General features: G+C 38.2%; 17 protein-coding genes and 1 other RNA gene. 4 read left to right on the top strand and 14 right to left on the bottom strand.

What is annotated here, in order from left to right:
* Positions 1-89: 89 nt before the first annotated feature.
* The 4 genes from chrA to pyrE form a co-directional block, all read right to left on the bottom strand.
* The gene (chrA, locus tag WG906_RS03025; RefSeq protein WP_339991042.1) at positions 90-1,220 is read right to left on the bottom strand and encodes a chromate efflux transporter; all 1,131 of its coding nucleotides are present in this window, start codon (positions 1,218-1,220) and stop codon (positions 90-92) included.
* Positions 1,221-1,308: 88 nt separating this feature from the next.
* On the bottom strand, positions 1,309-1,725 hold the full coding sequence (locus WG906_RS03020; protein WP_339991041.1) for a hypothetical protein: 417 nt from the start codon (positions 1,723-1,725) through the stop codon (positions 1,309-1,311).
* Between the two features lie 105 nt (positions 1,726-1,830).
* Positions 1,831-2,226 carry an SRPBCC family protein gene (locus tag WG906_RS03015; RefSeq protein ID WP_339991040.1) on the bottom strand — a complete coding sequence of 132 codons (396 nt, stop codon included), beginning with the start codon at positions 2,224-2,226 and terminating at the stop codon, positions 1,831-1,833.
* Positions 2,227-2,231: 5 nt separating this feature from the next.
* Positions 2,232-2,894, bottom strand: coding sequence for an orotate phosphoribosyltransferase (gene pyrE / locus WG906_RS03010; protein ID WP_339991039.1), 663 nt, complete (start codon positions 2,892-2,894; stop codon positions 2,232-2,234).
* Positions 2,895-2,901: 7 nt separating this feature from the next.
* Here pyrE and WG906_RS03005 point away from each other — a divergent pair, with 7 nt between their 5' ends.
* Positions 2,902-3,498 carry an NUDIX hydrolase gene (locus WG906_RS03005; RefSeq protein WP_339991038.1) on the top strand — a complete coding sequence of 199 codons (597 nt, stop codon included), beginning with the start codon at positions 2,902-2,904 and terminating at the stop codon, positions 3,496-3,498.
* A 143-nt stretch (positions 3,499-3,641) separates the two neighbouring features.
* Here WG906_RS03005 and coaD read toward each other — a convergent pair whose 3' ends face one another.
* The 3 genes from coaD to WG906_RS02990 are packed head-to-tail and all read right to left on the bottom strand — an operon-like array spanning position 3,642 to position 5,521.
* Entirely contained in the window at positions 3,642-4,103 is a 462-nt protein-coding gene (coaD, locus tag WG906_RS03000) for a pantetheine-phosphate adenylyltransferase (RefSeq protein WP_339991037.1), read from the bottom strand.
* Between the two features lie 54 nt (positions 4,104-4,157).
* Entirely contained in the window at positions 4,158-4,694 is a 537-nt protein-coding gene (locus WG906_RS02995; RefSeq protein ID WP_339991036.1) for an RsmD family RNA methyltransferase, read from the bottom strand.
* Complete coding sequence (locus tag WG906_RS02990) at positions 4,685-5,521, bottom strand: DUF3822 family protein (protein ID WP_339991035.1); 837 nt, start codon at positions 5,519-5,521, stop codon at positions 4,685-4,687. The genes WG906_RS02995 and WG906_RS02990 overlap by 10 nt, the downstream gene beginning before the upstream one ends.
* A 48-nt stretch (positions 5,522-5,569) precedes the next feature.
* Here WG906_RS02990 and WG906_RS02985 point away from each other — a divergent pair, with 48 nt between their 5' ends.
* Positions 5,570-6,976 carry an ATP-dependent DNA helicase gene (locus tag WG906_RS02985; protein ID WP_339991034.1) on the top strand — a complete coding sequence of 469 codons (1,407 nt, stop codon included), beginning with the start codon at positions 5,570-5,572 and terminating at the stop codon, positions 6,974-6,976.
* On the opposite strand, the gene WG906_RS02980 is transcribed toward WG906_RS02985, so the two are convergent.
* The 4 genes from WG906_RS02980 to WG906_RS02965 form a co-directional block, all read right to left on the bottom strand.
* Positions 6,969-8,351 carry an ATP-binding protein gene (locus tag WG906_RS02980; protein WP_339991033.1) on the bottom strand — a complete coding sequence of 461 codons (1,383 nt, stop codon included), beginning with the start codon at positions 8,349-8,351 and terminating at the stop codon, positions 6,969-6,971. The two genes, WG906_RS02985 and WG906_RS02980, sit on opposite strands and share 8 nt — an antisense overlap.
* A 279-nt stretch (positions 8,352-8,630) precedes the next feature.
* Positions 8,631-8,999, bottom strand: a transfer-messenger RNA (tmRNA) gene (gene ssrA / locus WG906_RS02975).
* A gap of 94 nt (positions 9,000-9,093) precedes the next feature.
* Positions 9,094-10,317 carry a pyridoxal phosphate-dependent aminotransferase gene (locus tag WG906_RS02970; RefSeq protein WP_339991032.1) on the bottom strand — a complete coding sequence of 408 codons (1,224 nt, stop codon included), beginning with the start codon at positions 10,315-10,317 and terminating at the stop codon, positions 9,094-9,096.
* A 66-nt stretch (positions 10,318-10,383) separates the two neighbouring features.
* Positions 10,384-10,776, bottom strand: a complete 393-nt coding sequence (locus WG906_RS02965; RefSeq protein WP_339991031.1) for a DUF1573 domain-containing protein — start codon at positions 10,774-10,776, stop codon at positions 10,384-10,386.
* A gap of 219 nt (positions 10,777-10,995) precedes the next feature.
* Here WG906_RS02965 and WG906_RS02960 point away from each other — a divergent pair, with 219 nt between their 5' ends.
* Together WG906_RS02960 and WG906_RS02955 are read left to right on the top strand one after the other, a co-directional pair.
* Complete coding sequence (locus WG906_RS02960; protein WP_339991030.1) at positions 10,996-13,398, top strand: alpha-ketoacid dehydrogenase subunit alpha/beta; 2,403 nt, start codon at positions 10,996-10,998, stop codon at positions 13,396-13,398.
* 153 nt (positions 13,399-13,551) lie between these two features.
* The gene (locus tag WG906_RS02955; RefSeq protein WP_339991029.1) at positions 13,552-14,742 is read left to right on the top strand and encodes an AraC family transcriptional regulator; all 1,191 of its coding nucleotides are present in this window, start codon (positions 13,552-13,554) and stop codon (positions 14,740-14,742) included.
* A gap of 518 nt (positions 14,743-15,260) precedes the next feature.
* Here WG906_RS02955 and aroC read toward each other — a convergent pair.
* The 3 genes from aroC to WG906_RS02940 form a co-directional block, all read right to left on the bottom strand.
* Positions 15,261-16,361, bottom strand: coding sequence for a chorismate synthase (aroC, locus tag WG906_RS02950; RefSeq protein ID WP_339991028.1), 1,101 nt, complete (start codon positions 16,359-16,361; stop codon positions 15,261-15,263).
* Positions 16,362-16,491: 130 nt separating this feature from the next.
* Positions 16,492-17,778 carry a 3-phosphoshikimate 1-carboxyvinyltransferase gene (gene aroA / locus WG906_RS02945; protein WP_339991027.1) on the bottom strand — a complete coding sequence of 429 codons (1,287 nt, stop codon included), beginning with the start codon at positions 17,776-17,778 and terminating at the stop codon, positions 16,492-16,494.
* The gene (locus WG906_RS02940) at positions 17,779-18,888 is read right to left on the bottom strand and encodes a chorismate mutase (RefSeq protein WP_339991026.1); all 1,110 of its coding nucleotides are present in this window, start codon (positions 18,886-18,888) and stop codon (positions 17,779-17,781) included.
* Between the last annotated feature and the right edge of the window lie 84 nt (positions 18,889-18,972).

Genomic DNA, 18,972 nt, shown 5'->3' with positions numbered 1-18,972 from the left:
CGCTTTTATTTCAAGCCCGGCCTTGCAATTGCCCAGATCCGGGCTTTCCATGCAATCCAGGTTTTTAGAGTTTGCTGTTAATGATTTGTTTAAAAAAGAAGCAATAAGTAACCTGCAACAGAGCCTCCTAAAACAACAAATGCACTATTTATTTTTCTAAATCCAAACGTCAGGATGATGCTTGCTAATGCAATGAGGATTGTCCGCCAGTCGGTAATTGTGTCTTTGCCCATAAAGTAACATACAGAAAAGATTATCGCTACAGAAGCAACATTAACAGCATCAAGAAATATTGAGAACGGTTTTGAATCCCGCATTTTTTTCACCAGCGGATTGAGCAAAGCCACAAACACAAACGAAGGTAGAAAGATGCCAAAAGTGGAAATTACAGCACCCGACAAACCATTAATTTGATAACCGATAAAAGTTACTGAAGAAAATACTGGACCTGGTGTAAATTGCCCTACTGCAATTGCATCAATTAATTGTTGCCTGGTTAAAATGCCCGTTGAAACAAGTTCAGAGTCCAGAAATGCGAAAAGCACATAACCGCTTCCATAAAGTATTGCGCCAATTTTCAGGAAGATCAAAAATAAATTCAGGTTGGTAGCTGTAAAGAGTGTTGTGCCTGAAACTTGTAATAGTGTAAAAGGAAAAAATGTGTTTGCACTTTCTGTTTTGTTGTTTCTGATAGAGGCCAAAAGCAAGGCAATTATACCCGCTCCAAACATTAAATAAATTTCATTGAAATTGAGCAACGACAAGATCAGCACAGCAAGTCCTATTATCCCCAGCTGGACCGATTTTAATGACTTTTTAGCTAGTGGATATACTGCTGCAAGAATTACTGCAATGATCGCAGGTTTTATACCATAAATAAATGGCTGTACCTCGGGCAATTGCCCGTACTGTTTGTATAGCCAGGCAAAAATTCCTGTTATGAAAACTGCCGGTAAAATGAAACAAAGTCCTGCGACTATTAAACCTTTATAACCTGCCCGCTCTTGTCCGATATGGATTGCCATTTCAGTGCTGTTCGGTCCGGGAATTAAATTGGTTGCGCCAATAAGGTCAAGAAAATGCTGTTCAGTCATCCATTTTCTTTTGTCCACAACTTCTTCCTTCATCATCGCAATGTGTGCTGCAGGGCCACCGAAAGCTGTTACTCCTAATTTGAAGAACAATTTTGCAATTTCTTTTATTTGGGAGTTTTTATTCAACTGTATACATTGAAATCAAAAATTTAGTCCGCATGAATTTTCCCTTTTGAAAATTTTAACCATTAGATCCCTGTGAGCTTGCTAAAGTTCAGTCAAAAACAATTTCCTCCGGCCCTGATATTTTTTCAATATGACACGCACATTTTCCACCCGAAACAACGAATTGAGCTGTTTTTTTCTGATTTGTTTTAGGATTTACAGCACTTACATCTATGGTATCTCCATCAGGTAGCAGTGTTTTTGTATCCATATCTGTTGCTACGCTGTACGAACCCTTAAAATAAGAAGCGTCGGTAGGGTAGGAGGCTGTAGATTTTCCGGTTCGTTTTATAATTGCGCTGAAATTATTTACAATAACGGCTTGCCCCGCAGCATCTTTAAACTTTATTGATACCGATCGGAATTCTTGCGTGCAGACCAGGGAGGGGCAGTCTTCCGTAACTAATACTTTATCATTACAGGATAAAAGAAATATACAGCAGGTTAATAATAAGAAGGTTTTCATAGCATCTTTTTCAGTATAAACGTAAATACTAAGTGTAATGCGACAAAGGGAAGACTTTGTAATATATTAGAATATGAAGAGGGGGCTTTAGTCCCCCTCTTCTAGTTAAACTACTTTCCTTAAAACTTCTGTCTGATGATTTACTAATTTCTTTAATGGTCCGCTGGCCATCATCTTCATCATCATATTAAGCTCTGCGGAAATTGTTAAGATAGCTTCAGTGGTATTATTACCCAAATCTGCAACCACCCACCTCATATCCACATTAAAAGGAACTTCATCGGCCGGAACAATGATTATAGCCTGATTTTCAATTCTGTTAGAAATTTTCAAAGCCAGTTTAGCCATGTTCTGCACAGAAAAACTGGCTTCGTCTGCGGTCGACGACCAGTTGGAAATATTGTCCGGCATTAATTTCTGATGATTGTTAAAATCAGCCAGAAACTTATACACTTCATTTACCGGTTTATTAATCTCTACTTTACTTTCAAATATTGACATATTGACTATTTAACTGTGTTTTCAATAGCGTTGGCCCATTCTGCGGGATTGTCGCGCCATTTACGTAACAGTGAAAGGTCATCTTTGTTGATAAAACGATGTTCTGAAGCGTATTCTATCAATGCATTGTAATTGGAAAGCGTCGAAAACCGGCATTTTGTATTCTTGAAATTTTCAGTGGCCTCATCTAAGCCATAGCTGAAAATTGCCACAAGACCCGCTACATCACAACCTGCCTGGCGCAATGCATCAACTGCCTGTAAACTGCTTTTTCCTGTTGAAATTAAATCTTCAACTACTATTACACGCTGATTGTCAAATATTTCACCTTCAATTAAGCTCCCGGTACCATGTTCTTTCGGCTTTGAGCGAACATAGGCAAAAGGTAAACCAAGCTCCTGGGCAACGAGAACGCCTTGTGGAATACCTGCCGTAGCTACACCGGCGATTAAACCTACGGAGCCAAATTCTTCCTGGATAAGTGCAACTAAATTTTGTCTGATATAAGTTCTGATGGTTGGATGAGAGAGAGTTATGCGATTATCACAATAAATTGGCGATTTTATTCCCGATGCCCAGGTAAAAGGGTTGTTTGGTTGTAATTTAATTGCTTTTATTTGTAATAAAAACTCAGCGACTTTCTGTTCAATCTCACTCTTGTTGATCATGACACAAATGTATAGAATTTATATTAACGATACTGCTCTAATCATAGCAGATTTTTTACCCGGAGGACTAGGAAATTATCAACAAATTGAACCCCAGGAATTTGATTTTTCAAATTTTTATAAGCTTGCAAAAGCTGGTCCTTCTACTGTGAATGTTATCCTAACTAAGGATCCCAAGGAGTTTTTTCAAAGTATAAGAAAACCTTTTTTCTTTATTAAAGCTGCAGGCGGTGTGGTTAGAAATGATGAAAATCAGTTTCTTTTTATCTTTCGGAACGGGAAATGGGATTTGCCAAAAGGGAAATTGGATAAAGGGGAAAAAACAAAAATAGCTGCAGTAAGAGAAGTAGAAGAAGAGTGTGGAATTAAAGTTTCAGAACTCACAGACCGTCTTTGTAAAACATGGCATGTTTATGAAGAAAGGGGCCAGATTATATTTAAAAAAACAGTTTGGTTTAATATGAAAGCCGATAAACAGGATCTCATCCCTCAGCTGGAAGAAGGTATTACAGAAGCACGCTGGCTTGCCTCCGGCGACTTCGAATACATCAAACAAAATACCTATCCGCTAATACGGGATGTGATAAGTTTGCTTGAAGTTTAAGTATACGGGCCCAATAAGGGTTTGAGATAAATTTTTATTGCGTTTTACCCGGCGAATTGGTAATGAACTTTGGTACGGATACTTAATTGTCGCGTTTTGAGGTTTTTAGTTTTTAAATTTTGATTTTTTACTTTTTTTATCACTTATAAAAATTCCAAAGCTTCTTTTGGTACAAATTTACTTACATCGCCTTTGTGCTTCAATATATCCCTGACAATGGTCGAGCTTATCGCAGAATACCCGGGGTTACTTAAAATAAAAATACTTTCGATTGAAGGTTCAAGCGCATGATTCATTTGCGCTATAGCTTTTTCATATTCAAAATCCGAAACTGTCCGGATACCACGTAACATATATTGAGCGCCGATTTTTTTACAGAAATCTACGGTAAGGCCCTGGTAAGAGGTTACCTCAATTTTTGGTTCAGCTTTGAAAACCGCCTGAAGGATTTTAATTCTTATGTCTGTATCAAGTTTGGAGCGCTTTGAACTATTATCCCCGACTCCAACAATTACTTTGTCAAATAATGAAACAGAACGTTTGAGAATGTCTACATGTGCAATAGTTACAGGATCAAATGATCCGGGGAAAAGTGCGATTTTCATATTTTAAAGGTAAAAGGTTAAAGCTAAAATGCAAAAGGCCATATCTTGCAAAGCTTATTTGTTCTCAAAAAAGCTAAATGAAGAGTATCCATATTTTCTTTGTTCTGTAAAGTTTGGATGGTTGTCGAGTTTTTTTGTGCTGGGATGTTCAATAATCAAAATGCCATCAGGGTTTAAAAGCTTTCGTTCGAAAACCAACTCAGCAATCAGCGGGATTTGCGGTATATCGTATGGCGGATCGGCAAAGATGAGATCGAACGTTTCTGTTTCTTCCTTTAAAAATTTAAATACGTCTGCCTTAAAAGGTCTGATTTCATCTGCCTTATATTGCCTGGAAATCGCTTTTAAATAATTTATACACCCAGTATTATTATCAACAGACGTGATTTCTGCGGCATCTCTGGAGGCAAACTCCATGGAGATATTTCCCGTTCCGCTGAAGAGGTCCAATATCTTTAATCCTTCAAAATCAATCCGGTTGTAAAGGATATTAAAAAGAGCTTCTTTGGCCATATCTGTTGTGGGCCTTACCGGAAGATTTGCTGGAGGAAAAAAACGTAAACCTTTAAGTTTTCCGCCAATTATTCGCATAGCAATAAACCTAATAATGACAAATGGCGGTGCTTTGAACTTTGATCAAAAACATTGGAAAATTTAATTATCTCTGTACAATCTGCAAAGCGAACATCGCCGAAATACTTTGCTACCCGGCTGTGACTTTCGTCTCCATGTTCTATATTTCCGGCCAGGATGACAGACGTGTTTTTATTATTTATTGATAACTGTTCCATAATCATCAATAAATAATAATTAAAGTCATCAGTGTTTTTTATCTGATATAAATTGTAAAGTATAAGTTTTTCATCAGAAATAAGGCAGGCTTCAAAAAAATCAACCCCGAATTGAAGAAGGAGTTTATTAGGGTTGGTATCGCCCATTTTCAATCCCATTTCAACTAATGGTTCTATCTGACTAAACAGGCGTACACCCGATAGGGTATTAATTATCGGAGTTGTTGTTTGTACGTTTAGCGCTTTGATACATTTTATAGTATCAGAGTTTATCGAAGAAATAAATGTTTTCGACTTTCCGTTTGCCTGCATGAGCTTTTCATATTCCGGCATATTGTCAAAGGTGAAATATTTTGTGGGTATGAGGGTAAAATTGGGGGTATGAACGGATGCCTTTACCGCGGTAAAGGTTAATTGAAAATCCTCATTATCTCTGGACAGATCATTTAAACTATTCTCAATAGAGTCTGATATCGGCGAGTCATGAAGTACAACCAGACTATTATCTCTCGCGTCAATTATTGCATAAGAAATGCGCCTGGGAGTAATTTTAATCAGAAGCTGCATGTCTCCCTGGGAAGTATCAAACTTCTCGTCTTTTAAATGTACTATGCCGAAATCGTTCATTACAACAAAACTAATTTTTTTGAACGGAATTGCGCAATTTTACATCGCATGAAAATTAGTAGCTTACTAAAAGAGCAATTTCCGGTTAGTCCCACGGAGCAGCAGCTTTTAGTTTTTGAGGAATTGGATAAGTTTATCCAGAGTGAGTATGGTGATGATTGCTTTGTATTGAAAGGTTATGCCGGTACCGGTAAAACAACTATTGTAGCTTCGCTTGTTAAAACTTTGCCCAAATTAAGTTTAAAAACTGTTTTACTAGCCCCAACAGGAAGAGCTGCTAAGGTAATAAGCAATTATTCAGGTAAAAAGGCCTTTACTATTCATAAGAGGATTTACCGGAAAAAATCTGCCATGAGCCTTGATCTTAGCTTTATCATATCTGAGAACCTAGCGGAGAATACCATTTTTATCGTTGATGAAGCATCGATGATTTCTAATGAAGCAGCAGATTTTAGTGGTAAAAGTCTGCTCGAAGATCTGTTAATGTATGTTTATAGTGGAAAAAACTGTAAACTTATGCTGGTTGGAGACACGGCGCAGCTTCCGCCGGTAGGTTCCGATTACAGTCCGGCATTAGATAATAAACTGCTTCAGGAAGTGTTTACGAGAACAATTTTTAGTTATGAGCTGACGGATGTTGTCAGGCAACAAAAAGAATCTGGCATTTTGTTCAATGCAACGCATATCCGGGAACTGATCCGGAGTAAAAAGGAAGAATTTCCTCAGCTGAAAGTAAAGGGCTTTTCAGATATATATAACATGAGTGGTGAAAAACTTCCAGAGGGGCTTCAGTATGCTTACGATAAGTACGGTATGGAGAATACGCTCGTGGTTTGCCGGTCGAACAAGAATGCCAATAATTACAATCTGCAAATACGGAACAGGATTTTATACAGGGAAGAAGAACTGAGCGGGGGAGACTTTTTAATGGTGGTACGTAATAATTATTACTGGCTGGCCGCCGATGAGCAAAGTAACGCTTTTATCGCCAATGGAGATATTGCGAAGATTCGAAAGATGAAAAATATCACCGAACTTTATGGATTTCGTTTTGCGGATGTAGTTTTAGAATTTTTGGATTATCCTGATGATGAACCATTAACGTGTAAGGTTATGCTGGATACCTTGTATTCAGAAACTCCAAGCCTTTCGAATATAGACAACAGGAGGTTGTATGAAGCTGTTCTTGAAGATTACAAGCACATCGCCAATAAAAGAATGCGTATGGAAGAACTTAAGAAGAATCCTTATTTTAATGCTTTGCAGGTTAAGTTTGCTTATGCTGTAACCTGTCATAAAGCACAGGGTGGCCAGTGGGACGCAGTTTTTGTCGACCAGGGTTACCTCACAGATGAGATGTTGAATACTGATTTCCTAAGATGGATGTATACGGCCGTAACACGGTCGGTTAAAGAGCTTTTTCTTGTAAATTTCAGTTCGAAATTTTTTAGTTAAAGTATACTGTAAAGGTGCTGCCATGATTTGGAATGCTTTCCAAAGTTATGTTCCCTCCCATAGCAATGATTTGAGCTTTAGTTATATATAATCCAATTCCCTTATTGCCTTTTACATTATGGAAGGTTTTATAGATTCCAAACACCTCTTCCCCATGTTTTTTTAAGTCGATTCCTAAACCATTATCTTTTACTTCGAGCAAAAGTTTGTTGTCTTTTAGCATGGTTCTAACAGATATTTCGGGAACTCTGTCAGGATGGCGGTATTTCAATGCGTTAGACAAAAGATTTTGCATAATGCTTTCGAGGTAGCTTTTGGGATAATAGATTTCAGGGGCTGCCGAGAAATCATAATGTAATTTGGCGCTTGATCTTTTAATATCCGCGGTTAGATTTTTTTCGACCACATTATAAACGTGCATAAAGTTTAATTTCTCCTGAATGCCAAAAGGCTCATGCTTGTTTCTAAGGACATCAATCAAATCATCGAGTTTAATGATAAGGTTATCAGCAACAGATTTAATGGTTTTGATAAGGCTGCTTCTTTCCGCATGATCTTTAGAGTCTTCGTGAATCTGGAGCAAAGAGATCATATTCAGTGCAGGAGAACGTAAATCATGTGAAGCAACATAGGCAAATCGCTCTAATTCTGTGTTTTGACCGAGCAAATCCTTGCTTAAATTTTGAAGTTCGCCTTTTTGATCCTCAAGCTGTTTGTTTTTTTTCTGAATTTGTTTAAAGAGCCTTCCGATCTTGTCACGGCTTTGAATAACATTAATCAACACGGATACTACTATTATTAATAATATCCAGTTACTGATGACGGTAAATATTTGAATTCTCCGGGTTAATTTTTCTATGTCTTTATTGCTGGTATCCAGGTTCTCTTTCTCGGTGCCTGTAATATTCTTTACAACCTCACGGGTATGAGTTTCAGTGTTCTTTACAATGGTTAAATCTTCTTCTTTTCGTTCTTGACTCTGTGACCCGTTACTAATCCGTTTAACTATCTTATTGATTTGTACCCGTTTTAAATTGATTAACTCATTAAGACGGCCTAGATTCCGTTGTTGTGATAAGTTCCCATTTAATAATGAATACAACTTAATATAGTTGTCATCTAGACTTTTCTCTGTTGTTGAATAAATAGCAAGTGAGTTCGAATCTAAGGTCATCAAATACCTGCGGTAGTGAATTTCGGAAACTTCAAGATTATCAAGAAACTGACTGGCCGTTTCAATAATCTCATATGTTTTCATAGATGCTTCATGATTCTTTTCGTTTTTAGTGGTCTGAAAAAGAAAGAATATGGTATTAATTACTATCAGAAGGATAGTAGTACCGATAAGATAAAAGATGCTATGAGCATTTTTCATTAAAACTTGCTGAATCCCCTCTTAAAATTTGTCCTGAATAAAATCAACGATATTAATACATCTTCACAGGTATTATATCCCGTAAAACCAACATTTGAAAAATAAATCTTTGATTATTTATACCCCTTAACCAGGATGAAAAATTTCATATCCTAAAACTAAACAAATTAAATTATATCTGCACATATTATCAATACCCGGAAGCGGGTATATAGTAAAAAGAACTGAATTAAAATAAAAAACCCTTATAAAATGAATTATAAGGGTTGAATTTGCTTGGTGTGGACCCGGAGAGATTCGAACTCTCGTCCAAACATGGAACAAATTATGCTTTCTACATGCTTATCTGCCATTTAATTGTCGGGAAGGGGAAGGCTGGCCGATTGCCTGTACCGTCTTCCTTATGTGCTTTATCTCGTTCGGTTTTCGCACCCTTAACCAAACCAGTTCTGTTGATCGATGCCCCGTATGCTGATATAACAGAACAGAATACCAGCGGGACAAAAGCTATGCTAATTCTAAATTAGGCAGCTAAGGCGTAGTTATTTTCGCCAATTATTGTTTTGAGAGTTCAGATTTGAGCGCTATACTCACAACGCGCTGCATGCTTACATACCTGCCGCCATCCTGTCAATTCCGGTCGGGCCCGTATTTTAAAGTAAAAAGTAAAAAGTAAAAAAAAAATAAAAAGTAAAAAAATAAAATTCTCGGTTACTCGCCTTTAATCGCTAAATGTTGGCCTTTAAGCTTCTACCTTTAACCTCTCGCCTGTTTTACGGCCGGGGTATTCCAGTAACGCTTTTTCCAGGCAAATCATTGCGTTTGCTAAATCTTTCTTGTTCAAAACATATGCCAATCTTATTTGGTCTTTCCCGGCGCCGGGAGTGCTGTAAAAACCTGCCGCCGGAGCCATCATTACTGTCTGATTGTCATACGAAAATTCTTCCAGCATCCACTGACAGAATTTCTCTGAATCATCTACCGGAAAGCGGGCTACAACATAAAAAGCTCCCCCGGGATTGGGGCAAAAAACGCCTTCCATTTTATTTAAAGCCGCTACAAGCATATTCCGTCTTTCAACATATTCTTTATTCACCCTTTCAAAGTAAGATGCCGGTGTGTCTACCGCTGCCTCAGCAGCTATTTGAGAAACCATTCCGGGACTTAGCCTGGCCTGGGCAAACTTTAAAGCTGTTTGGATTACTTTTTTATTTTTAGTGATAAAACACCCTAAGCGTGCACCACATGCGCTGTATCTTTTAGAAACACTGTCGAAAATAAGTACGTTATCATCAATACCCTCAAGGTGCATTGGCGAATAGAACTTATTATCATCATAACAAAACTCACGGTACGCCTCATCTGCGAAAAGATACAAATCATACTTTAAGCAGAGCTTTTTTAACTCTACCAGTTCTTCATATGAATACAAATAACCCGTCGGGTTATTGGGATTGCAAATAAATATTGCTTTTGTTTTATCAGTTATCTGCTTTTCAAATTCGCTGATGGCAGGTAATGCAAATCCGGTTTCAATAGTCGACAGAACCGGCTTTATAGTTACATTACTCATCCATGCAAATGCATTGTAATTTGCATAAAATGGTTCCGGAATAATAATTTCATCGCCATCGTCCATGCAGGTTTGCATCGCTATTACAATTGCTTCAGAGGCCCCGGTGGTAACAAATATATCTTCAATATGTATATTGTATCCCGCATGGTTGTAATATTCAACTAATTTCTCACGGTATGATAAATTACCCTCAGACTGTGTATAGGCCCAAACCTTAAAGTCAATGTTTTTGATGGCATTAATCATGACTTCAGGTGTTTCAATATCGGGCTGTCCGATATTTAAATGATATACCTTTCTGCCAAGCTTTTTAGCCTTGTCGGCATATGGTGTTAATTTACGAATAGGAGAAGCAGGCATCTGCTTTCCCTTGTTAGAGATTTGTGGCATGGGTTACAAAAATAAAAAAACCTCTCTGTTAGCAGAGAGGTTTTTCAAAATCTTATTGATTATTAATTATCTGCTGCTGGTTGAAACGACTTCGCCTTTAATATATAGATATTTAACCGGCGTTTTGGCGTTTGATTTAACCGTTATTACTTTGTTAAATGATCCTACAGCTGCGGCATTAAAAGTTGCTGTAATAACTCCTGCTTCGCCTTTTTTTACTGGTGTACTGGAGTATTTTGGTACTGTACAGCCACAAGATGCTTCAACATTTGAAATTATGATAGGTGAATCTCCTACATTGGTAAACTTAAATTCATAAGTTACAGGCTTACCCTGAGTTATCTTGCCAAAATCATGCGTTTCTTCTTCAAACTTAAATTCCGCTTCAACGCCTGCCTTCATAGCGGTTATTGCAACAAAACTCAAGATAACTGCGCAAAATGTAAATAGCTTTTTCATTTTTTCTGTTTTTTAATTAGACTGAATCATTACGCCAGGGTTTAATTTCAATTTAATAATAGATGTAAAACGGCGGTTTTATTCAAGTGTTGTACAAAGATATATTTATTTTTAATATTCAATACTGATTTCATTATTCTACGCATTAATAAAGATAGGGTTTCATAACATGTATATTTTATTAATTTTGGAACTGGAGTAAGATATGCCTGTCCCAAGATGAAAGTAACTAATCAATTCGATGTTTCTGAGCTAAGCTTTGAAGATTTCAAACATATTGTACTGAATGATTACCGTATTTGCTATGAAAGCCGTCAGACGAGTTTGCTTGGCCGGAGAGAGGTACTTACCGGTAAAGCAAAATTTGGGATTTTTGGCGACGGCAAGGAAGTCGCCCAGGTGGCGATGGCTAAAGCCTTTAAAAAGGGCGACTGGCGGTCTGGCTATTACAGGGATCAGACGTTTATGTTTGCTACGGGGATGGGCACCATCACTGAGTTCTTTTCTCAGTTATATGCAAATACGGAAGTGACAGAAGAACCATTTTCTGGTGGACGCCAAATGAATGCCCATTTTTCGACCCGCATTTTGAATGAAGATGGCTCCTGGAAAAATCAAACGGAAATGAAAATGACTTCCGCAGATATTTCAACTACAGGAGGGCAAATGGCCCGGCTAGTCGGGCTTGCTCAGGCCTCCAAACTTTACAGACAAAATCCTGAACTGGATGTCTTGAAGAATTTTTCTGTTGAGGGAAATGAAGTCGCTTTCGGGACAATTGGGAATGGTTCTACTTCGGAAGGCGTTTTTTTTGAAGCGGTAAATGCTGCGGGTGTACTTCAGGTTCCGCTGGCTATTTCTATATGGGATGATAGTTACGCTATTTCCGTTCCCCAAAAATACCAGACTACAAAACAGGATATTTCTGAAGTTTTACGAGGCTTTCAGCGCGATGATAAAGGCGAGGGCTTTGAGATCTTTAAAGTAAAGGGATGGGATTATCCCGGTTTATGCGAAACGTATGAAAAAGCCATACAAATTTGCAGGGAGAAGCATATTCCCGTAATGATTCATGTCTGGGAAATGACTCAGCCACAAGGTCATTCTTCCTCAGGCTCTCACGAACGATATAAATCTCAGGAGCGCCTGAGCTGGGAAGCTGAATACGATTGCCTTTTAAGAATGAGGAATTGGGTGCTGGAATCTGCTGTTGCTACAGAAGAGGAATTGGCTGAAATAGAAAACGAAGCAAAAAAGTACGTAAAGGAATGCCAAAAGACAGCATGGGATGCTTTTCATAATGTTTTAATACGGGAAGCCCGGGAAGCCGCTGAATTACTAAGCTCTTTTAACCGCGACGACTTTGACAGGCTGGCAGCTCCGCTAAGAACAAATAAAGAGGTTATAAGAACCGATGTTTTCATGGCGATACGGAAAGCTGTAAGGTACCTGGCGAATGATAATTCTGAAGCTAAGCAGAATCTTTTGAACTGGTACCATAAACATCTAGACTTAAACCGTGAGCGTTATAATTCAAAGCTATTTACTCAATCCCTCGAATCGCCGTTTAACGTGCCTGTTATAAAGGCAGAATATGATGATGATGCAAAATTAATTGACGGCAGGGAAATTTTAAACGCTTGTTTTGATGAGAATTTTTGCCGGGATGCCAGAATTCTTGCATTCGGGGAAGATGTTGGAAGTATAGGTGATGTAAATCAGGGCTTTGCGGGTTTGCAGGCCAAGCATGGGAAAATCAGAGTTGCTGATACCGGTATAAGAGAGAGTACCATTATCGGCCAGGGCATCGGAATGGCTTTACGCGGACTCAGGCCGATTGCCGAAATTCAATATTTGGATTATGTGCTATATGCGCTCTATGTAATAAGTGATGATCTGGCATGCTTAAGTTACCGGACTAAAGGAGGCCAGAAATCTCCGCTGATTATCAGAACACGCGGTCACCGGCTTGAGGGAATATGGCATTCAGGGTCTCCTATGTCCATGATACTGGGCGCTATGCGGGGAATCCATATCTGTGTTCCCCGAAATATGACACAGGCTGCCGGTCTGTACAATACCTTATTAAGGGGTGATGAACCTGCTATAGTTATAGAAAATTTAAATGGCTACCGCCTTAAAGAGAGACTGCCTTCTAACCCGGGTGATTTTACAGTTCCGCTTGGCAGCGCCGAGGTTGTGAAAGAGGGAAGTGATATAACAGTTGTATCCTATGGATCTACGTTACGTGTAGTTCAGGATGCCGTGGAAGAACTTGAAAGATTAGGAATTTCGATCGAGATTGTCGACCCTCAGACTCTTCATCCCTTTGATTTAAATGAAGTTTGTGTAAAGTCTTTAAGTAAAACCAACAAATTAATAGTGGCTGACGAAGATGTGCCGGGAGGCGCTTCGGCATTTATCTTACAGCAGATTGTAGAAAAACAGAAAGGCTATTATTATTTGGACAGCGCTCCAGGAACTATCACGGCTAAAGAACACAGGCCACCATATGGTACCGATGGTGATTATTTTACTAAGCCTTCTGTTGATGATATTGTTGAAGCGGTTTATGGTATGATGAGCGAGGCCAATCCTGCAAAGTTTCCAGCCTGGTTTTAAAAAAAGAAAGTTTGCAGGATCAAACACCGTCTGGCAGAAATGTTAATACAATTTTATTTGTACTTTACAGCATTGCTATGTTTTGGGTTAGAGAAATTGTCTTAAAAATTCATGGTTTAGATCACGATTATTAATCTGATAATATGTGACATAATGGACAGTTTTAACGAGTTTGATCAGGTTTTTGACTGGGTAATTATTTCAGGAACTTTTTTGATCCTGTTATTTTCCCTGCATTTATTTTTTTCCAGACAAAAATATAGGTTTTTAAACCGTTTAATTGCTGTTGTTTTATTCGCCCGCGTCGGGCAGAATGTGTTATATGTGTTAATAAAAAGTGGGGACTTAGTTAACCTGCCGTTCCTTCTCCATTTTTTTAATCCTTTTTCATATGCGGCTCCTGCATGTCTTTTTTTATATGTAAACTGTATTGTTAAAAAGAAAAGTGAAATTAATAAAATAGAATGGCTGCATTTTATTCCGGCTTTGTTAGCTGTTATAGAAGCTTTACCCTGGTACTTTTCCTCAGTAAGTTGGGGTTCAGTTACAATGCAAATGGTTGAAGATCCTGCAAATTTATTAAAAATGACTACAGGTTATTTTCCTTATTATTATCATCTGTTTTTCAGGCCTGTATTATTTATCATATATCTTTTATTTACATGGTATATCCTGTTACAATCAAAAATATTAGTCAGTAAAAAAGAAGGCGATAAGTCGATTGGGATTTGGCTATTGTCTTTAATGATAATAATTAGCCTTGTTCAAATTGTCAGGATTATCCCTGTTTTTATTAATCGCCCGGAACTCTTTGTTGGAGTTCAGATAAATGCTCAATGGTATACATCTGTTAATGCAGTGATTTTCTTATTTATTGTGCTTTACATATTATACCGGCCAGATCTTCTTTATAAATATATATTAGTGTCTGATAAGTTTGAAGTTAAAGCCGTTAATTCAGCTGCCATAATTCAAACTGAAGAGAATTCTAATAAAATTATATCATCAGAATTAGGCGATGTGTATTTGATCGCACTCGAAGAGTTTATGAAGGGAGAAAAACCTTTTCTGAACCACGATTTTCAAATAATGAATCTTGCACAAGCGTTAAAAATACCCATACATCACTGCTCTTTTGTTATCAATACTTTAATCGGAAATAATTTTCGTGATTGGGTGAATTCTTATCGTATAAAGTATTTTATTGATCAGTTTCCGGTAAAAGCTAATCAAATGACCATTGAGGCTATCGCTAATGATTCCGGCTTTAAAAGCAGCACCACTTTTTATCGGGCCTTTAAAAAAGAGACCGGAAAAATGCCTAAGAGCTATTTTAAAGTATAATCATCCCCCCTCGAAAAGTTGTTGTACTAAATGTCTATTTCCATAGAAATTCATTTCTGTCACCATTCAATTTTGGGATAAAGATTTCATAAATGCCGGGCGAATTAGTTTCTTAATTCTTTGCTTTGTGGTATATTATTAAAGCATTGAACGCCTCAAAATGCTGGCTGTCCATCGCGCACTCTAACATATATTATTGTATTAATAAAAGAGGATAAATTTATACTGGTTTAGAGAAGAAAGTCTCAGCAAGGTAAGAGGTGTTTAATTACGATCTTTCAGCTGAATTTACTGAGAAACTGAAACAGGAAAATGTTTCAGCGATTTGTTCAAACCTGACACGTGTTTAATGTAAAGGTTGAATGTGTGATCTATTGGAGAGCTAAACACAATGAGAAATAAGTGCAAAACGATATTCCCCTACCTCTATCATGTATTTGAAAGGTTGATTTCTTGATCAACCTCCCCAAAACCTGTACAAATGCTGATGTGAGCTCCTGTTCATATCAGCATTCTACTTAAAAAAGGTCATTGTAAGCCTGGTTTCTTAAGTAATGGTCCGCAATCACTAATGCAGCCATTGCCTCAACTATAGCGACAGCTCTTGGTACAACACATGGATCATGACGTCCTTTCCCTTTTATTTCAGCGGTATTTCCTTCTTTATCTACCGTCTGCTGACTACTCATGATGGTTGCTACAGGTTTGAATGCAACTCTGAACATGATATCCATCCCGTTTGAAATACCACCTTGTATGCCACCAGAATAATTAGTTAATGTGGAGACTGGTTTGTTTTCTGATGCTGGAATAAACAAATCATTATGCTCAGACCCTTTCATTTCTGATCCGGCAAAACCCGATCCATAATCAAAGCCGTGTACTGCATTTATACTTAGCATCGCTTTACCTAAATCCGCATGAAGCTTATCAAATACCGGTTCGCCCAAACCTACAGGACAGCCTTTTATGATGCAGGAAACTTTTCCACCCACCGTATCACCGTCTTTCCTGACCTGATCAATAAAATCAATCATTTCATTCGCGGTAGCAGGATCAGCACAGCGCACAATATTGCTTTCCCTGATTTCAACCAGTTCCTGAATGTTATCAATTTTAATGTTTGGAGCGTCAATAGTTCCTGCAGAAGACACATGGGCGAAAATCTCAATTCCCTTTTTTTGCAGAAATAATTTTGCGATAGCACCGGCAGCTACTCTTGCTGCGGTTTCACGGGCAGAGGACCTGCCGCCACCACGGTAATCGCGGATGCCATACTTTGATTGATAGGTAAAATCGGCATGAGAAGGACGGAAAATATCTTTATTATGATCGTAATCCTTCGAACGGTGGTCCTCATTTGGAATAAGTAAGGCGATGGGTGTACCAGTTGTTTTTCCTTCAAAAACACCTGAAAGGATTTGAGCGGTATCGCTTTCTTTTCTTTGAGTTGTGATTTTCGATTGACCTGGTTTTCTTTTATCAAGTTCGCTTTGAATGAATTCGATATCAACGTCAATATTAGAAGGACAGCCGTCAATAATTACTCCGATAGCTTCACCGTGTGATTCGCCAAAAGTTGTTATGCTGAACAATTGTCCAAATGAGTTACCTGCCATTTTATTAGATGTGAGATATGAGATCTTAATTTTGAGACAGGACGCTCAATTTAAGATCTCCTTGTTTTACTTATTAAAGAGATTAAAGATGTACGATACGTTCTCATATCTCACATCTTAAATCTCATATCTATTCTACCGCGAACCCCGCCTTCTTCAAGTCTTCCCAGAATAAGGGATAAGATTTGCCGACTACCTGAGGTTCTTCAATTTCCAATTGATTGATTTTTAATGCAAGAGGAGCAAACGCCATTGCCATGCGATGATCTTCGTAAGTGCTAATGCTGGCTCTCTCAGGGAAATGAAGATTTGAACAATCTAAATGATAGTGTTCATTTTCCTCGGTCAAACGAACTCCAATTTTAGAAAGTTCATTTTGTAGCGCAGCTATGCGGTCTGTTTCTTTAATTTTTAAAGTCTCCAGTCCTGTAAAGGTAGCATTATGACCTAATGCGGCGCTGCAAACTATAACAGTCTGGGCTAAATCCGGACAGTCCTTAAGATCGAAAAAATCACCATCAATAGCATTGTCGGTTTTCGTTAATATTATGCCTTCTTCGGTATATTCTGTAGAAATACCAAAACTTTCCATAATAGTGCTTATGCGGCTGTCTCCCTGTAAACTATTTTGTTTTAAGTATGGAAGCGTTATGCTGCTTTCTGCTGATAAGGCAGCTATAGAATACCAGTAAGATGCTGCACTCCAGTCTGGTTCAATTGTAATTTCAGAATTCTGAAAATTTTGAGGGGCAATAGAAATAACTGAATTCTCCCATTGATGTTCGATTCCTGCTTCTTTAAGCATTGACAAAGTCATTTCCACATAAGGCCTTGATGTTAATTCTCCCTCAATTGTTAGCTCTAATCCTTTAGCAAGGGAAGGAGCAACCAGAAGCAAAGCAGTGATAAATTGTGAACTTATATTTCCTTTGATCTTTATCTTATTAGTGACTTGCTGAAACTCATTGTTGAATCGTAAAGGAGGATAGCCGTCTTGCTCTATATACTCAATTTCAGCACCCAGATTACGCAATGCATCTACCAAAATTCCAATAGGACGTTGCTTCATCCGCTCCGTTCCGGTAAGAATTACCTCGGCACCTGTTACGGCAAAGTATGCTGTCAGAAAACGCATAGCTGTCCCGGCAGGACCCACATTAACTTCAGCGCTGTTATCAGAATCCGGTCCATTACTTGCGGCAACAGCAAGATTTTGACTTTTTAATTTTGAATCAAGCTTGTCAATGATTCCGGAAAGTGTTACAGTATCATCAGCAGAAGAAAGGTTTTTTACACTTACCTTTCCCCGGCTTAATGCGTTTAATATCAGAGCCCGGTTACTTTCACTTTTTGAGCCAGTTAACTGAGTGGTACAAAAAGTGCTTTTGCCGGGTTTGGAAAGAATCAAATGATCCATTTATTTTTGTTCTAAAGCTTCTGTAGCATTCATAATTTCAGTTTGCTTGCGGATAGATTCAGCGTGAATCAATTCAAGCATTTTGGTTGTGAACGTCTCATCCAGTTTCAATGCTTTAGCAAAGCTGGCACGTTTAGTGATCACTTCATCCCAACGGTTAAGCTGTAAAATAGTGATATTGTTATCTCTTTTGTACTCACCAATTTTATCAACGATTGCCATTCTTTCAGACATTTTTTGAATGATCTGATCGTCTAGCTTATCGATTTGCTTACGTAATTCGGCCAATTTATCTAAAACAGCAGGATTTTTAGGCTCTGGCTGGCGGATAGTTAAATGATCGATCATTTCAGATAAAGCCGCAGGAGTTAACTGCTGTTTTGCATCTGTCCATGCTACTGAAGGATCTATATGTGATTCGATCATTAATCCATCCATTTCTAAGTCTAATGCTTTTTGAGAAATGTAAGGAATAAGATCGCGGTTACCGCAAATATGACTTGGATCGCAAATGATAGGCAATTCCGGACAAAGGGTTTTTAATTGAATAGTAAGTTCCCACATTGGCTCATTACGGAATGCTGATTTTTCGAAAGAAGAGAATCCGCGGGAAATAGCAGCCAGTTTAGTGATACCAGCCTGGTTAATACGTTCAAGTGCACCGATCCATAATTGCAAATCAGGATTAACCGGGTTTTTTACCATTACCGGGATGTCAACGCCTTTTAGCGCATCAGCAATTTCCTGGATTGTAAATGGATTCACTGTCGAACGCGCACCTACCCATAGAATGTCTACACCGGCTTTTAAGGCTTCTTCCACATGCTTAGCATTGGCTACTTCTACCGTAATAGGTAAACCTGTTTCTTTTTTAGCACGATTTAACCATTCTAAACCGATGCTTCCGATACCTTCAAACTCTCCCGGACGGGTACGAGGTTTCCAGATACCAGCTCTTAAAACAGAGATTTTTCCGGTTTTGGCTAATAAATGAGCAGTTGCCAACAATTGATCTTCTGTTTCTGCACTGCAAGGACCTCCGATTACAAGAGGCTGGTGGGTTGTTGTTAGCCAGTTGCTTAGTGGCTCTATGTTGAGGTTCAGTTTCATACTTTTGATAAATTAAAAATTCAAAATTTAAAAGTCAAAATTTCCACGTATAGTAAATCGACTTATTGTATATATTATTTGTAA

The organism is Pedobacter superstes (assembly GCF_037622515.1).
In the GTDB taxonomy this organism is placed as follows: Bacteria; Bacteroidota; Bacteroidia; order Sphingobacteriales; family Sphingobacteriaceae; genus Paradesertivirga; species Paradesertivirga superstes.
This window is presented reverse-complemented; position numbering and strand designations above follow the sequence as displayed.